This is a genomic window from Kribbella sp. DT2 (assembly GCF_049844575.1).
GTDB lineage: Bacteria > Actinomycetota > Actinomycetes > Propionibacteriales > Kribbellaceae > Kribbella.
Genome location: NZ_JBNCLH010000001.1, coordinates 1642399 through 1657229 on the forward strand (window position 1 = coordinate 1642399; position 14831 = coordinate 1657229).

Below are 14831 nucleotides of genomic sequence, written 5' to 3' on the forward strand. Positions count from 1 at the left end.
CTACTGAGTTACGGGTTGACCCCGTGGTCCCGCAGCCACGGCTCCGGGTCGACCTGGTCGCTGCCGCCGAGCAGGACCTCGAAGTGCACGTGCGGGCCGGTCGTGTTGCCGGACATCCCGATCGCGCCGACCTGGGTCCCGGCCGCGACGACGTCGCCGACGTTCACCGAGAACTCCGCCATGTGCCCGTACGACGTGACGGTGCCGTCGGAGTGGCGGACCTTCACCTGACGCCCGTAGGCGCCGGCGAACTCCGCCTGGATGACCTCGCCCGGGAGCACCGAGCGCACCGGCGTTCCCATCGGGGCGGCGAAGTCGAGGCCGGTGTGGTTGCTGGCCCAGCGGCTGCCGCCCTGACCGAAGTGCGCGGTCAGGTGGTACCCGGTGGTCGGCAGCGTGATCCGCATCGAGGTGGCGGCGGAGCGCTCCTTGGCCTCGGCCTGCTGCTCGGCCTTCGCCTCGGCGGCAGCCTTCGCGAGGGCCGCGGCCTTCGCCGCGGCGGCTGCCTTGGTCGCGGCGGCGGCCTTCTTCGCAGCGGTCGCCTTGGCGGCGGCCAGGGCGAGCGCACGCCGCTCGGTGATGGTCGCGTTCGCGGCCAGCTGGGCGGCCCGGGCCTTGGCGACCTGCGCCGCCTTCGCCTCCTGCGTCGCCTTCTGGGTCGACGACAGCGAGAGCTCGAAGCGGGACATGTCGCGGGAGCCCAGGTCGCGCCGCTCGATCCGAGCGGCGCTGAGGGCTTCTGCCTGCGCCGGGTTGAGCGAGCTGCCGGCCGACGCCGGGCTCGTCGGGGCCGCGAGGCCGGCGGCGGCGGTGCCGGCCGCGGCGGCCAGTGCGGCGGTCAGGCCGACCAGCTGCACGGCACGCCCGGGGCGCTGCAAGCCACGAACCGGACTTCGCCGGGCGGAACGGTGCTTGGCCACCCGACGGGGAGCGGCCGGGCGACGAGGTGCCGGCCGTTCTGCTTCCGGCACGTCATGGTGAGGGGACACGGGGAGGGGCCTTCCAAGTCGAGTCGCCGCCACGGATACCCGCAGCAGCTCGCCACCACGGAGCCCGTGGCAGCCCATCGACCATAACGACGAGATCACGAACGCCTCAAACGCACATTGCGACCGGATCACTGATTTCGGCTACGCAGAGTGAGTGATGGTCGCCCGCGCGTCGCCTCTGAGCGTGAAACCGACGGTCGAGTAGTTGAAAATCTTAGTGACTAGCATCACGGCCGTCATGGCGCTCAGCAGGCCGCAGGATCGGCTATAGCGCGTCCACGATATGAGAAGTTAGTCGACCGACTTACTTCACATTCGATACTGGTCTGACGAAGCCGACGAACCTCACGGCGTCCTCTCTACGGGGACGTCTGCCGCGCTGTGTCCGAAGACCGGGCGCGCGCCCGTTGCCGCCTGCCCACCGCCCTGGAGTAGACCGTGTCCCTGAGCCCGTTGACGTCGGCCCGCGCGGCCGATCCCCCTGACTCCGGCCTCCTGGCCGACGCCGACCTGCCGGTGGTCGGCCACCGGCACCCCTGGCGCTGGGTCGGTGTCGCCGTCGTCCTGACGCTGCTGGCGATGTTCGTGCACGGCCTGATCACCAACCCCGGCTGGGACTGGCCGACCTTCTTCGCGTTCTTCACCACCCGGACGGTGCTGTCCGCCCTGTGGGTGACGATCCAGCTGACCGTGTACGGCACGGTGCTCGGCTTCGCGCTCGGTGGCGTCGTCGCCGCGATGCGGTTGTCCGGCAGCCCGTTCCTGCAAGTAGTTGCCTGGGGCTACATCTGGGCGTTCCGCTCGATCCCGCTGATCGTGCAGCTGCTGTTCTGGTTCAACCTGGCCTACCTGTACAACGAGCTCAGCCTGGGCGTCCCGTTCGGCCCGGAGTTCGTGCACTTCAGTACCAACAACCTGTTCGGCCCGCTCGGTGCCGCCGTCCTGGGGCTGGCGCTGCACCAGGCCGCGTACGCCGCCGAGATCATCCGCGGCGGCATCCTCTCGGTCGACCAGGGCCAGACCGAGGCGGCCGCCGCGCTCGGCATCCCGCGGCTGCGGCAGTTCTTCCGGATCGTGCTGCCGCAGGCGATGCGGGCGATCCTGCCGAACGGCGCGAACGAGGTGATCAGCCTGTTCAAGGGCACGTCGATCGTCTCGGTGATGGCGATCCCCGAGCTCTTCTACCAGGTCCAGGTGATCTACGGCCGCAACAGCCGGGTCGTCCCTTTGTTGATGGTGGCAACGGTCTGGTACATCGTGCTGACCACGCTGCTGTCGGTCGTCCAGTTCTACGTCGAGCGGCACTTCGCCCGCGGCACCCAGCGTGAGCTGCCGCCGACGCCGATCCAGCGCGTCCGGCGTACCTGGCAGGGCCTGACGGTCAAGGCCACGGCGCGATCGGGGGCCGGCGGATGACCGTGATGGTGGATCTCAAGGGTGTGCACAAGTCGTTCGGAACGCTCGAGGTGCTCAAGGGCGTCGACCTGGAGGTGAAGGCCGGCACCGTCACGGTGATCCTCGGCCCGTCCGGCTCGGGCAAGTCGACGCTGCTGCGGTCGATCAACCACCTGGAGAAGGTGGACCGCGGCCTGGTCCGGATCGACGGCGAGCTGATCGGTTACCGCCGCCGCGGCAACAAGCTGCACGAGCTGCGCGAGCGCGAGATCCTGCACCAGCGCTCCCAGGTCGGCTTCGTCTTCCAGAACTTCAACCTGTTCGGGCACCTCACCGCGCTGCAGAACGTCGTCGAGGCACCGGTCGCGGCGCAACGCCGCAAGCGCCGCGACGTCGAGCCCGAGGCGCGCAAGCTGCTCGAGCGGGTCGGCGTCGGCGACAAGGCCGACGTCTATCCCCGGCAGCTGTCCGGCGGCCAGCAGCAGCGGGTCGCGATCGCCCGCGCGCTCGCGCTGCGACCGAAGGTGCTGCTGTTCGACGAACCGACCAGCGCGCTCGACCCGGAGCTGGTCGGCGAGGTCCTCGACGTGATCAAGGAGCTCGCCCGCGACGGCTCGACGATGGTCGTCGTCACCCACGAGATCGGGTTCGCCCGGGAGATCGCCGACACCGTGGTGTTCATGGACGCCGGCGTGATCGTCGAGTCCGGACCGCCGTACGACGTGCTGGACAACCCCACCCACGAGCGCACCCGCGCCTTCATCTCCAAGGTCCTGTGATGAGACTCCTGCTCGCGGCGGTCGCGGCCGCCACTGTCCTGGTCGCCGGGTGCGGCGCCGATCCGCAGACCGAGAACGCCGCGGTCTCCGGAGTGAACACCTCCGTCGACCAGCAGCGCGTCACCACCACCAAGAACGACGCCGCCGCCGCGCTGGTCCCGGCGAAGATCCGGGAGCGCGGCACGCTGATCGTCGGCGCCGGTTTCGGCAGCGGCAATCCGCCGCTCGGGTTCCTGGCCGACGACAACAAGACAGCGATCGGTATCGAGGTCGACATCGCCCACCTGGTCGCGGGGGCGCTCGGGCTGACGCCGGAGATCCAGGTGACCAGCTGGGAGAACCTCTTCATCGGGCTCGACTCGGCCAAGTACGACGCGGGCTTCTCCAACATCACGGTGACCGAGAAGCGCAAGCAGAAATACGACTTCGCGACGTACCGCAAGGACGACATCGCGTTCGAGGCGAAGAAGGGCGGCGACTGGAAAGTCACCGAGGGCAAGGACGTGGCCGGCAAGACGATCGCGGTCGGCTCGGGCACGAACCAGGAGAAGATCCTGGTCGACTGGAACGACGCGAACGTCAAGGCCGGGTTGCCGGCGGCCACGATCAAGTACTTCAACAACCAGCCGGACACCTACCTGGCGCTGAGCTCCGGCCGGATCAACGCCTTTCTCGGGCCGAACCCGTCGATCGCGTACCACGTGAAGACCGGCGGTCAGACCGAGACGATCGGCAAGTTCTCCGGCGCCGGTCCGTCGCTGCAGGGGCTGATCGCCGCGACGACCAAGAAGGACAGCGGCCTTGCGCCGGCGTACCAGGCCGCGTTGAACGCGGTGATCGCCGATGGCAGCTACGCCAAGGTCCTGGAGCGCTGGAACGTCTCGACCGAGGCGATCGCCAAGTCCGAGCTCAATCCGCCCGGCCTCCCGCTGACTAGCTGAGGAACCTCCATGAAGAACAGAGCAATCGTTGCTGTCGCCGCCCTGCTCGTGCTGGCGGGCTGTGCGGACCCGGTCACCGAGCCGGCCGCCGGGCCGCCGGGCGAAGGGGGAGCCGCGGCGGTCAAGTTCGACACCTCGGCGAACCAGGAGCGCGTGACCTCGGCGAAGGTGGACAGCATCGCCGCCGAGCTTCCGGCCGCGGTCCGCGAGAGCGGCAAGCTGGTGGTCGGCAGCGGTACGGCCGGTGGCGGGCTGCCGCCGCTCGGGTTCACCGCCGACGACAACAAGACACCGATCGGTGTCGACATCGACATCGCCTACCTGGTCGCCGGCGTGCTCGGCCTGCGGCCGGAGATCCAGACCACCAGCTGGGAGAACCTGTTCCTCGGCCTGGACTCCGGCAAGTACACCGCCGGCATCTCGAACATCGGGGTGTCCGAGCTGCGCAAGGAGAAGTACGACTTCGCGACGTACCGGCTGGGGCTGCACGCCTTCGAGGCGAAGAAGGGCTCGGGCCTGACCGTCAAGGGACCCGCGGACATCGCCGGCAGGACGGTCGCGGTCAGCTCGGGCACGCTGCAGGAGGCGATCCTGCTCGACTGGAACAAGCAGAACGTCGCGGCCGGGCTGAAGCCCGCGACGCCGAAGTACTACCAGTCGGCGACCGACTACTACCTCGCTCTGGAGTCGGGCAGGATCGACCTGTACCTCGGGCCGAACCCGACGTCGACGTACCACGTGGCGACGGCCGGCAAGACCGAGATCGTCGGCACGGTCTCGTCCAGCTACCCGGTGCAGGGCCTGGTCGGGATCACCACGAAGAAGGACGCCGGGCTGGCCGAGCCGCTGGCCGACGCGCTGAACGCGGCGATCGCCGACGGCAGCTACGGGAAGGTCCTGGCCCGGTGGGGCCTGCAGGCCGAGGCCGTGCAGAAATCGCTGGTGAATCCGCCCGGGCTGCCCAAGACGGCGCAATCAACAACTGGGCAGAAGTAGAAGGGCTTTTGAATGGCGACCATTGCAACCATTTCGAGCAGTCCCTCCGAGGTTTCCCGCACCGACGCGGTGCTGTCGTACGTGACCAAGCGGCTGCTGAGCCACGGGCACACGGTGACGCCGATCGTGCTGCGCGACCTCCCGGCCGAGCCGCTGCTGCGCGGGCGCGCCGACGATCCTGTGATCCAGACCGCGATCGACGTACTGGCTGCGGCTGACGCCGTGGTGGTGACGACTCCGGTCTACAAGGCGGCGTACTCGGGGTTGCTGAAGGTCTTCCTGGACCTGCTGCCGCAGTACGCGCTGCGGGGCAAGACGGTGTTGCCGTTGGCAACAGGCGGTACGCCGGCGCACGTGCTGGTGATCGACTACGCGCTGCGGCCGGTGCTGACCAGCCTGGGCGCGGGGGCGATCGGCCAGGGGTGGTTCGTGCTGTCGTCGCACGTTCGTCTGTACGACGGGGGCGGGCTGCTGCTCGACCAGGCCGCGTCCGCGCCGCTCTACCAGGTGACCGAGGCGTTCCTGTCCACGGTCGAAGGCTCGACCGTCGTGGAGAGCGCGCCGATCCAGACCGCCGCGCTGGAGACCGTGCTGGCGCGACCCGAGGATCCCGAGGCGGCGCCGCTGCTGGCGGACCTGGTCGTCGAGTACAGCACCCGGTACGGGCAGACGAACGAGAACACGCAGCTCACCGAGGTCCCCGCGTCGGACTTCCACCGCGAGCAGGGCGGCGCGTTCGTGCTGCTGCGGTACGGCGGGCAGACCGTCGCGGGTGGGGCGATCCGGCGGTACGACGACGAGACGGCGGAGGTGAAGCGGATGTGGACCTCGCACCTGCATCGGCGGCAGGGATTGGGACGGCGGGTGCTGGAAGAGTTGGAACGGGCGGCGGCTGAGCTCGGCTACCGGAAGCTGTACCTGACGACCGGGCCGCGGCAGCCTGAGGCGGCGGCGCTGTACCTGTCGGTGGGGTTCGAGCCGCGGTTCGACGTCGAGGCGGATCCGGAGTCGATCGGGCCGTTGCCGTTCGTGAAGGATCTGGGGCTCCGGCTGCAGGTGGCGTCATGAGCTTTCTGATCACTGCTCTTGAGATCGATGGCGCCGGCGGGCATCCGGCAGCCTGGCGTGGTGCCGAGGTGGATCCATCGGCGATCCTCACCGGGGAGCTGGCGCTGCATGCGGTGCAGCGCGCGGAGGCGGCGGGTGTCGATCTCGCGACGTTCGCCGATGCGTTGGAGGCGCCCGCGGACGGGCCCGAGCGGGTGAGCGTGCGGCTCGACGCGTTGGGGCTGGCGGCGCGGATCGCGCCGGCGACCGAGCGGATCGGGCTGGTGCCGACGATCACCGTGACGCACACCGAGCCGTTCCACGTCCAGGCGTCGGTGGCGACGCTGGACTGGGTGTCGAACGGCCGGGCGGGATGGCTGGTCGACGTGTCGTCCTCGGCGGAGGCGGCCGCGGTGATCGGACGGCGGTCGCCGGCGCCGGAGGCGGACACCTGGCGCGAGGCCCGGTACGTCGTCGACGTGAGCCGCCGGCTGTGGGACTCGTGGGAGGACGACGCGATCATCCGGGACGCGCCGAGCGGGCGGTTCGTGGACCGGGAACGGATCCACTACGTCGACTTCGAGAGCCCGTCGTTCTCGGTGAAGGGACCGTCGATCGTGCCGCGGCCGCCGCAGGGGCATCCGGTGACGGCGGTACGGGTCTCGTCCCCGGAGGCGGTGCAGGCCGTCGGGGACGTGGATCTCGTGATGTTGCCGGGGGCAACTGATGTGGAGGCGCGGGTGGCCGCCGTACGGGCTGCTGGGGCGGGGCGGGTGCTGCTGTCGGTGAGCGTGCTGCTGGACGAGGACACGACTTCCGCCGTACGGCGTGCTGATGGGGCTGAGGAGCTGGACCACATCGGGGGAGTGGCACGGTTGGCGGAGCTGATCGAGCAGTGGGCGGCGGCCGGGATCGATGGGGTGCACCTGCGGCCGGCGTCGCTCGAGCTCGACGTACCGCTGATCGCTGACGCGCTGCTGCCGTTGCTGCGGGAGCGCAAGCTCGTCGGTGCTGCTCGGCCGGGGAGTCTGCGGAGCCGGCTTGGGCTGCCTCGGCCGGCCAACCGTTATGAGGGGAGCCGGCGATGACCAAGCAGATCCATCTCGCGGCGCACTTCCCGGGAGTGAACAACACGACCGTGTGGTCGGACCCGGAGTCGCGGTCGCAGATCGACTTCTCGTCGTTCCGGCACCTGGCCGAGACGGCTGAGCGCGGGACGTTCGACTTCTTCTTCCTGGCCGAGGGGTTGCGGCTGCGGGAGGTGAAGGGGCGGATCCACGATCTCGACGTGGTCGGGCGCCCGGAGTCGCTGACCGTGCTGAGCGCGCTGGCGGCCGTCACCACGCACCTCGGGCTGGCGGCGACGGTGAACTCGACGTTCAACGAGCCGTACGAGCTGGCCAAGCGGCTGGCGACGCTGGACCACGTGTCGGGCGGGCGCGCGGCGTGGAACGTGGTCACGTCGTGGGACGCGTTCACGGGGGAGAACTTCCGGCGCGGCGGGTACCTCGACAAGGCCGATCGGTACGTCCGGGCGGAGGAGTCGCTACGGATCGTTCGCTCGTTGTGGGACGCGTGGAGTGACGACGACTTGGTGCTTGCGCAGGACGCCGGGGTCTTCGCCCGTGAAGGCGCTGGGGCCTTCACGGACGACGGCGACCACTTCACGATCCGGGGGCGCTTCGGGCTGCCGCGGTCGCCGCAGGGGCATCCGGTCGTCATCCAGGCCGGCGACAGCGAGGCCGGCCGGGACTTCGCTGCCGCTGGTGCTGATGTGATCTTCAGCCGGCATGGTGCTTTCGAGGCCGGTCAGACCTTCTACAAGGACGTCAAGTCCCGGCTGCCCCGGCACGGCCGGTCCGAGGACTCGCTGAAGATCATGCCCGCGGTCACGGTCGTCGTCGCGGACACCGACCCCGAGGCGATCGACAAGGCCCAACACATCCGCGAACAACAGGTCTCCGGCCCCACCGCGATCGTCCTGGCGGAGCTGCTGTGGGGCCGGGACCTCTCGACGTACGACCCGGACGGGCCGCTTCCGGTCGAAGATCCTGTCGTCGGCTCGAACGTCACCCAGGGGCGAGTCGGCTACAACGATCCGGCCCCGATCGTCGCCGAGTGGAGAGCCCAGGCTGCTGCCAACGGGTGGTCCCTGAGGCAAACAGTCATCAACCAGCAGAACCGCCAGACCTTCGTCGGCAGCCCCACCACGGTCGCCGAGGCGATGAACCACCACGTCCAGGAAAACGCTGCGGACGGCTTCGTGCTGGTCCCTCACCTGACGCCGGGAGGCCTGGACGATTTCGTGGACCAGGTCGTCCCACTCCTGAGGGAACGAGGAGTCTTCCGTACGACGTACGAAGGAAGCACGCTCCGAGACCACCTGGGGCTGAGCAGATGACGACCACAGCTCCGTTGGACGTGCTGAGTTCGACAGCCACCCCTGCAACTGTTGTGTTTGTTGGGGGTGGGCCTCGGGCGGTGGGGGTGTTGGAGCGGTTTGCGGCCAGTGCTGACGAGCTGTTGGGGAGCCGGCCGGTGCGGGTGCACGTGGTGGATCCGTATCCGGCGGGTGGAGGCAGGATCTGGCGGCGGGCGCAGTCGCGGTTGTTGTGGATGAACTCGATGGCCTCGGACGTCACGATCTTCACCGACGAGTCGGTGGAGTGCGAGGGGCCGGTGGTGGCGGGGCCCGCGTTGGATCAGTGGGTGGTGGGGGCGGGCGCCACCGTGCTGGAGGAGGCGGGGATCGAGCCGCCGGGGGCGATGGACTTTCCGCCTCGGTTGGTGCAGGCGGAGTACCTGGCCTGGGTGTGGGACCGGGTGGTGAAGTCACTGCCGGGCACCGTGACCGTGGAGACGCACCTCGAGCGGGCTGTCGACTTGAGCGAGGAGCACGTCGTACGGCTGGAGTCGGGGCAGGAGATCCAGGCGGATCTTGTGGTGCTTGCGCTCGGCTATCTGGATCGACGACCGACCGAGGAAGAGGTTGCTTGGGGCAACGTCGCGGAGGAGCGCGGGCTGACGTACCTCGGCCCGGGCTACACGGCCGACGTGGACCTGTCCGACCTGAAGCCAGGCGAGAACGTCATCGTCCGCGGACTCGGCCAGGCGTTCATCGACCTGTTGGTGCTCCTGACCGAAGGCCGAGGCGGCTGGTACGACGAGTGCTCCGGCCTGCTCACCTACCACCCCAGCGGCGACGAACCGATCCTGTACGCCGGCTCCCGCCGCGGCGTCCCGTACCACGCGAAGCTCGGCTACACCGTCGCCGGAACCACCCCGGTCCCCACGCGCTACCTCACCAAGGAAGCCCTGGAACAGCTCGGTGACGGCGTTCTCGACTACACGCAACAGATCCGCCCGCTCATCGACAAGGAGCTGACCTACGCGCATTACCGCCAGCTCTTCGCCGCCCACCCCGAGCGAACCACCTGGACCTGGGAAGAGTTCTTCACCGTCCTCGACCGCACCGTCCCGACCGACGAAGCATTCCGTAGGGCGGCCGCCCAAGCCGTCCCGGCCGAGGCCGACCACTTCGACCTCGCCGCCGTCGACCGCCCGCTCGCCGGCGTCGGGTTCACCGGCCGCGCGCAGCTCGACCAGACCGTCGTACAGCTGATCGAGAACGACCTGCTGCGCAGGGCCGACCCGCAGCACTCGCCCGATCTCGCCGTGTTCAACGCCCTGCTCAGCGTCTACAGCGTGCTCTCGGTCGCGATCACCGAGGGCAGGCTGTCCGACGAGGACCGCGTCCGGCACGTCGAGACCGACTGGCACGGGTTCTTCTCCTTCGTCGCCAGCGGCCCACCGCCGCGCCGGCTGGAGGAGTTGCTCGCCCTCCACCGCGCCGGCCTGATCAGGTTCGCCGGCCCCGACCTGACAGTTGCCCTCGACAACGACCAGTTCGTCGGGAGCAGCCCGGCCGTGCCCGGCGAGATCCGCGCCCGCGCGTTCGTCGAGGCCCGGCTCCCGCGTCCCGACGTACTGGCTTCGACCGATCCGCTGCTGACGGGTCTGCTCGACACCGGCCTGCTCGCGGCGGACGAGCTGATCGCCGGAGACGGTACGAGCCTCGGCGGCGGTCAGCTCAAGGCCGACAGCCAGTGCCGGGCGATCCGCGCCGACGGTTCGGTGCACGACGAGCTCTTCCTGCTCGGCCCGTCGGTCTCCGGCTCGGCAGGGTCGTCCGGGTTCTCCCGTCCGTACTTCAACGGCCCCGGCTTCCGCCAGAACGACGCGGTCGCCCGGCGCCTGCTCCAGCTCCTGACCACCTCGACGAAAGCAGGTCACCATGGCAGTTGAGTTCCTCGGTATCGCCGGGACGAACCCGGCCAGCGAGGTCACCCCGCGGACCGGCGGCCCGCTCGACCTCGAGTACACCGGCAAACTCGCCCGCGCCCACGAGGACAACGGCTGGGACCGGATCCTGTTCGCCTACCACTCCGGTGCGCCCGACCCGTCGACGGTCGCGGCGTACGTCGCCACCCGGACCGAGCGGATCAACCTGGTCGTCGCCCACCGGCCCAATGTCGCCTACCCGACGCTGACCGCGAAGACGTTCGCGACGCTCGACCACATCAGCGACGGCCGGTTCGAGGTGCACGTGATCACCGGCGGCTCGACCGCGGACCAGGCGGCCGAGGGCGACTTCCTGCCCAAGGACGACCGGTACGGGCGGACGCGCGAGTTCATCCAGATCCTCAAGCAGGCCTGGACGTCGGACGAGCGGTTCGACTTCGCCGGTCAGCACTACCGGTTCGAGCAGTTCGTGGCCGACATCAAGCCGCTGCAGCAGCCGCGGCCGCGGATCTCCTTCGGCGGTTCGTCGGCCGCGGCGTACGCCGTCGGCGCCGCGGAGGCGGACATCTTCGCGCTCTGGGGCGAGCCGCTGGCCGGCACCAAGGAGCAGCTGGCCACGATCGACGCCGAGGCCGCGAAGGCCGGGCGGTCCGATCGCCCCACGATCCAGATCGCGTTCCGGCCGATCCTGGCGCCGACCGAGGAGCTTGCCTGGGAGAAGGCGGAGAGCATCCTCGGCCGGATCAAGGACGTCCAGGCCGGTACGACGTACCGTCGCCGCGATCCGGGCAAGACCCCCGAGAACGCCGGCTCGCGCCGCCTGCTCGCGGCGGTCGACGCGGGCGAGCGGCACGACCGGGCCCTCTGGACCGCACCCACCGGCCTGACCGGCGGAGGCGGCAACTCGACCGCCCTGGTCGGTACGCCGGAGACGGTCGCCGCCGCGCTGCTCGACTACTACGACCTCGGCGTCCGGATCTTCTCCGCCCGCGGCTACGACATCTACGACGACGCGATCGACTTCGGCCGCTACGTGATCCCCCTGGTAAGAGAAGAGGTCGCGCGCAGGGAAGCCGGCGCAGCCGGAGGGCAGGCGGCCGACGGCGGCGACTCCCGGCAGGAGCTGGCCTCATGACCGTGACCACCCAGGAGGACTGGCACACCACCCGTGAGCAGGAGCTGGCCACCAAGTACGGCTGGCTCACGGTCTCCGCCTTCGACTGGCTGACCGACACCCCAACTCGCATCCCCGGCCTACCGGGGACCTGGTGGGTGAAGGACGGCCAGGCGCATGTCCGTGCAGGTGGCGAGCTGACCCTCCACAACGAGCCCCTGGTCGGTACGACGTCAGCCGGCGTACCGGAGGGCGCCTCACTCAGCTGGCTCCTGTACGGCGAGGTGCTGGTCGAGCTGCTGGTCAGGGACGGCCGGTACGCGCTCCGGCAGCGTGACCCGGCTGCAGCGACCAGGGCGAGCTTCAGCGGAGTACCGACCTACCCGGTCGACCCAGCCTGGGTGATCACCGGCCACTACACGCCGTACAGCCAGGTCGAGCACGCCGAGGTGGACACAGCCCGCTCCGACCTGCGCGCCAAGGTGAAGATGGTCGGTGCGGTCCACCTGGCACTCGGCGGTACGGCGTACGAGCTGGCCGTGACCGCCGGTGGGGACGGCAGGCTCAACCTGGCCTTCCACGACGAGACGAACGGTGACGAGACCGCTCGCTGGCGCACGCTGACCGTCGGAGAGCTGCAGCCCGACGGCTCGGTCCTGGTCGACTTCAACCGAGCCATCAACCCGCCGTCGGCGTTCACCGCCCACGGCATCTGTCCGGCACCCGCCCTCGGCAACCGGCTGGCCCTGCCCGTCACCGCGGGAGAGAAGAGGCCGCGGTGAAGTTCTGCACGTACACGCTGATCGACAACTCACCCGACCCGGTCACCGGCCGGCAACTCACGACGTACGAGCGGTTCCAGCACGTGGTCCAGCAGGCGCAGTGGGCCGAGGAGCTGGGCTTCGACGGGTACGGCGTGGGGGAGCGGCACGCGCAGCTCTTCATCTCGTCGTCGCCGCCGGTGGTGCTCGCCTACATCGCCGCGGCGACCAGCCGCATCCGGCTGCTGACGACAGTGACCGTGCTGTCGCTGCTGGACCCGGTGCGGGTCGCTGAGGACTACGCCACGCTGGACCAGCTGTCCGGTGGGCGGCTGGACATCATCATCGGCAAGGGCAACGACCCGGACCAGAACGCCCTGTTCGGCTACGACCTCGACGGGCAGTGGGACCGCAACAGAGAGAAGTACGAGCTGCTCCGGCGACTGCTGCGGGAGACGGGGGTCAGCTGGAGCGGGCAGTACCGGCCGGAGCTGGTCGACGCGACCACGCAGCCCAGACCGCTCCAGCAACCGAGCATCCCGATCTGGCACGGCTCAGCCAGCTCCACGGAGTCCACCGAGCTGGCAGCCAAGTGGGGCGAGCCGCTGTTCTCCGCGAACGGCTTCCACCCGATGGAGAAGTACGCCGGGTTGATCCGGCACTACCGGGAGCGCTGGGCGGCGTACGGGCACGACCCCGCCGACGCGGTGGTGGGCGCTGGGTTCAACGGGCTCTACGTCCGGAAGAACTCGCAGCACGCGGTCGAGGGGTACCGGCCGGTGTTCGACGCGTTCATGGAGTCACCGGGTGCCAAGCACAACCAGTTGCCGTTCCGGACGCTGGAGGAGTTCCTGGCCGACGGGTCCGTGCTGGTCGGGTCGCCGGAGGAGGTGATCGACAAGCTCGGGCGGTACCAGGAGGCGTTCGGGCACGAGCTGTCCGGCGTCTCGCTGGAGGTCCCGGGCCTGCCGGACGCGGAGAACCGGACGTCCGTCGAGACCTTCGTCACGGACGTGCTGCCGGTCCTGCGGGCGACCTACCCGAGCCGGGTGTGGAGCTGAGAAAAGTGGTCGGAAGCACTCCCGGGAACCGGTATGATTCTCTGGTCGGACAGAGGGCGAAGACCTGGCCGGGGCTCGATTTCACATCGGGGCCACGGACCGTGTAATCTCTCTCCTCGGCCCGCCCCTTTAGCTCAGTCGGCAGAGCGTCTCCATGGTAAGGAGAAGGTCTACGGTTCGATTCCGTAAAGGGGCTCTGAGAAACGCTGCACCACCCGGTTCGCCGGGTGGGGTGACGGACTCTCTGGCGGGGTAGCTCAGGTGGTTAGAGCACACGGCTCATAATCGTGGTGTCGCGGGTTCGACTCCCGCCCCCGCTACCCACCAAACGGCAATGTGTGAGCGCGGCCCGACCGGGACGCGCTCCTGAGAAGAAGAGGCAGCAGTGGCCAAGTCAACGGACATCCGCCCGAAGATCACGCTGGCGTGCACCGTCTGCAAAGAGCGCAACTACATCACCAAGAAGAACCGGCGCAACGACCCGGACCGCCTGGAGATGAAGAAGTACTGCGCTCGTTGCAACGACCACACCGACCACCGCGAGACCCGCTGACCTTCAGCAGACTTCGCGTCGGGGCCGCTCTGGACACCAGAGCGGCCCCTTCGCTGTGCCCTCAAACGGTGATGATCGGGCGCCCGGCTTCGTACGCCGCCAGCCGGTCCGCCCGCGGCGTCAGGCAGCACGAGCCGCACACCGTGTCCGCGCCCTTGTCGCTCGTGTAGTACAGACAGCACGTGTTCCGCAGGTAGACGAGCTTCCCGCCGGCCTCGGTGACCTCCCCGAGCCTGGCCAGCCCACCCGGCGCCTTCGCGACGAACGTCTGCCACCGCTCCAGCAGGAACCCGGGCGACACCGTCTCCTCCTCGCGCGTCGCCGCGCAGAACCCCATCGCACAGCCCGCGGCGACCCCGCCGTACAGCTGCCGCAGCCCGGCTCGCGTCCGGCGGTGCAGCTCGGCCGAGAGCGGGAGCAGGTGCTGCGTCAGCACCACGTCGTACAGGGTCTGCAGGCCGCCCGGGAGGAAGGTCGCGGAACGGATGGCGACCTCGGCCAGGCCGTGGCCGTCGTGCGGCCGGACCCAGAGGTTCTCCGGCCGGATGTCGAGCACCCGGCCCTCCAGCGCCCACAGCAGCAGCGCCGTCGCGGGCGCGCGGCCGGCGTAGAACGACATCAGGCTGAGCGCGTTCGCGTGGGCGGACGTGTGCCCGCTGGCGTCGTGGTCGCGCTTCAGCAGCTCGGTCAGCTCAGGGCCGTCCGGCTCGAGAACGTGGTCGACCCGCAACCACTCCGACCCGCTCGGCACTCCGATCCGGAGCGCGTAACGAGGTGCGTACCGGCTCAACGCCGCCACTGCCGTCACAGTCGTGCCCTTCCTGCGTCAGATCCCCAGTGATCTTCGCGGAGTGGGTGGCGGCACCCGCTCGCCCATACTGCCAGTAGGGTTA

Annotated in this window: 14 protein-coding genes and 2 tRNA genes; 14 read left to right on the forward strand and 2 right to left on the reverse strand. The window is 69.6% G+C overall.

Annotated features, from left to right (window positions below):
* Positions 1-8: 8 nt before the first annotated feature.
* The gene (locus ACLQ2O_RS07825; RefSeq protein ID WP_425828703.1) at positions 9-878 is read right to left on the reverse strand and encodes a M23 family metallopeptidase; all 870 of its coding nucleotides are present in this window, start codon (positions 876-878) and stop codon (positions 9-11) included.
* A 549-nt stretch (positions 879-1427) separates the two neighbouring features.
* On the opposite strand from ACLQ2O_RS07825, the gene ACLQ2O_RS07830 reads away from it, so the two are divergent.
* The 14 genes from ACLQ2O_RS07830 (at position 1428) to rpmG (ending at position 13938) form a co-directional block, all read left to right on the forward strand.
* On the forward strand, positions 1428-2405 hold the full coding sequence (locus ACLQ2O_RS07830; RefSeq protein ID WP_425828705.1) for an amino acid ABC transporter permease: 978 nt from the start codon (positions 1428-1430) through the stop codon (positions 2403-2405).
* Between the two features lie 5 nt (positions 2406-2410).
* A complete protein-coding gene (locus ACLQ2O_RS07835; RefSeq protein ID WP_425829097.1) occupies positions 2411-3163 on the forward strand; it encodes an amino acid ABC transporter ATP-binding protein in 753 nt (250 codons plus the stop codon).
* Positions 3163-4104: an ABC transporter substrate-binding protein gene (locus ACLQ2O_RS07840; protein ID WP_425828707.1), complete on the forward strand. Its 942-nt coding sequence runs from the start codon at positions 3163-3165 to the stop codon at positions 4102-4104. The genes ACLQ2O_RS07835 and ACLQ2O_RS07840 overlap by 1 nt, the downstream gene beginning before the upstream one ends.
* Before the next feature lie 9 nt (positions 4105-4113).
* Entirely contained in the window at positions 4114-5100 is a 987-nt protein-coding gene (locus tag ACLQ2O_RS07845) for an ABC transporter substrate-binding protein (RefSeq protein WP_425828709.1), read from the forward strand.
* A gap of 12 nt (positions 5101-5112) precedes the next feature.
* On the forward strand, positions 5113-6168 hold the full coding sequence (gene ssuE, locus ACLQ2O_RS07850; RefSeq protein WP_425828711.1) for an NADPH-dependent FMN reductase: 1056 nt from the start codon (positions 5113-5115) through the stop codon (positions 6166-6168).
* Positions 6165-7235 carry an LLM class flavin-dependent oxidoreductase gene (locus tag ACLQ2O_RS07855; RefSeq protein WP_425828713.1) on the forward strand — a complete coding sequence of 357 codons (1071 nt, stop codon included), beginning with the start codon at positions 6165-6167 and terminating at the stop codon, positions 7233-7235. The genes ssuE and ACLQ2O_RS07855 overlap by 4 nt, the downstream gene beginning before the upstream one ends.
* Complete coding sequence (locus ACLQ2O_RS07860; RefSeq protein WP_425828715.1) at positions 7232-8548, forward strand: NtaA/DmoA family FMN-dependent monooxygenase; 1317 nt, start codon at positions 7232-7234, stop codon at positions 8546-8548. The genes ACLQ2O_RS07855 and ACLQ2O_RS07860 overlap by 4 nt, the downstream gene beginning before the upstream one ends.
* Positions 8545-10452, forward strand: coding sequence for an FAD/NAD(P)-binding protein (locus ACLQ2O_RS07865; protein ID WP_425828717.1), 1908 nt, complete (start codon positions 8545-8547; stop codon positions 10450-10452). Before ACLQ2O_RS07860 ends, ACLQ2O_RS07865 begins: the two co-directional genes overlap by 4 nt.
* Entirely contained in the window at positions 10442-11584 is a 1143-nt protein-coding gene (locus ACLQ2O_RS07870; protein WP_425828719.1) for an LLM class flavin-dependent oxidoreductase, read from the forward strand. The genes ACLQ2O_RS07865 and ACLQ2O_RS07870 overlap by 11 nt, the downstream gene beginning before the upstream one ends.
* The gene (locus ACLQ2O_RS07875; RefSeq protein WP_425828721.1) at positions 11581-12345 is read left to right on the forward strand and encodes a DUF1684 domain-containing protein; all 765 of its coding nucleotides are present in this window, start codon (positions 11581-11583) and stop codon (positions 12343-12345) included. The genes ACLQ2O_RS07870 and ACLQ2O_RS07875 overlap by 4 nt, the downstream gene beginning before the upstream one ends.
* On the forward strand, positions 12342-13385 hold the full coding sequence (locus ACLQ2O_RS07880) for an LLM class flavin-dependent oxidoreductase (RefSeq protein ID WP_425828723.1): 1044 nt from the start codon (positions 12342-12344) through the stop codon (positions 13383-13385). Before ACLQ2O_RS07875 ends, ACLQ2O_RS07880 begins: the two co-directional genes overlap by 4 nt.
* A 123-nt stretch (positions 13386-13508) precedes the next feature.
* Positions 13509-13581 (forward strand) — tRNA-Thr (locus tag ACLQ2O_RS07885).
* 50 nt (positions 13582-13631) lie between these two features.
* Positions 13632-13705: transfer RNA gene (locus ACLQ2O_RS07890), tRNA-Met, on the forward strand.
* A 65-nt stretch (positions 13706-13770) separates the two neighbouring features.
* On the forward strand, positions 13771-13938 hold the full coding sequence (gene rpmG / locus ACLQ2O_RS07895; RefSeq protein ID WP_012923742.1) for a 50S ribosomal protein L33: 168 nt from the start codon (positions 13771-13773) through the stop codon (positions 13936-13938).
* A 61-nt stretch (positions 13939-13999) separates the two neighbouring features.
* On the opposite strand, the gene ACLQ2O_RS07900 is transcribed toward rpmG, so the two are convergent.
* Entirely contained in the window at positions 14000-14746 is a 747-nt protein-coding gene (locus tag ACLQ2O_RS07900) for a (2Fe-2S)-binding protein (protein ID WP_425828726.1), read from the reverse strand.
* Positions 14747-14831 lie beyond the last annotated feature (85 nt).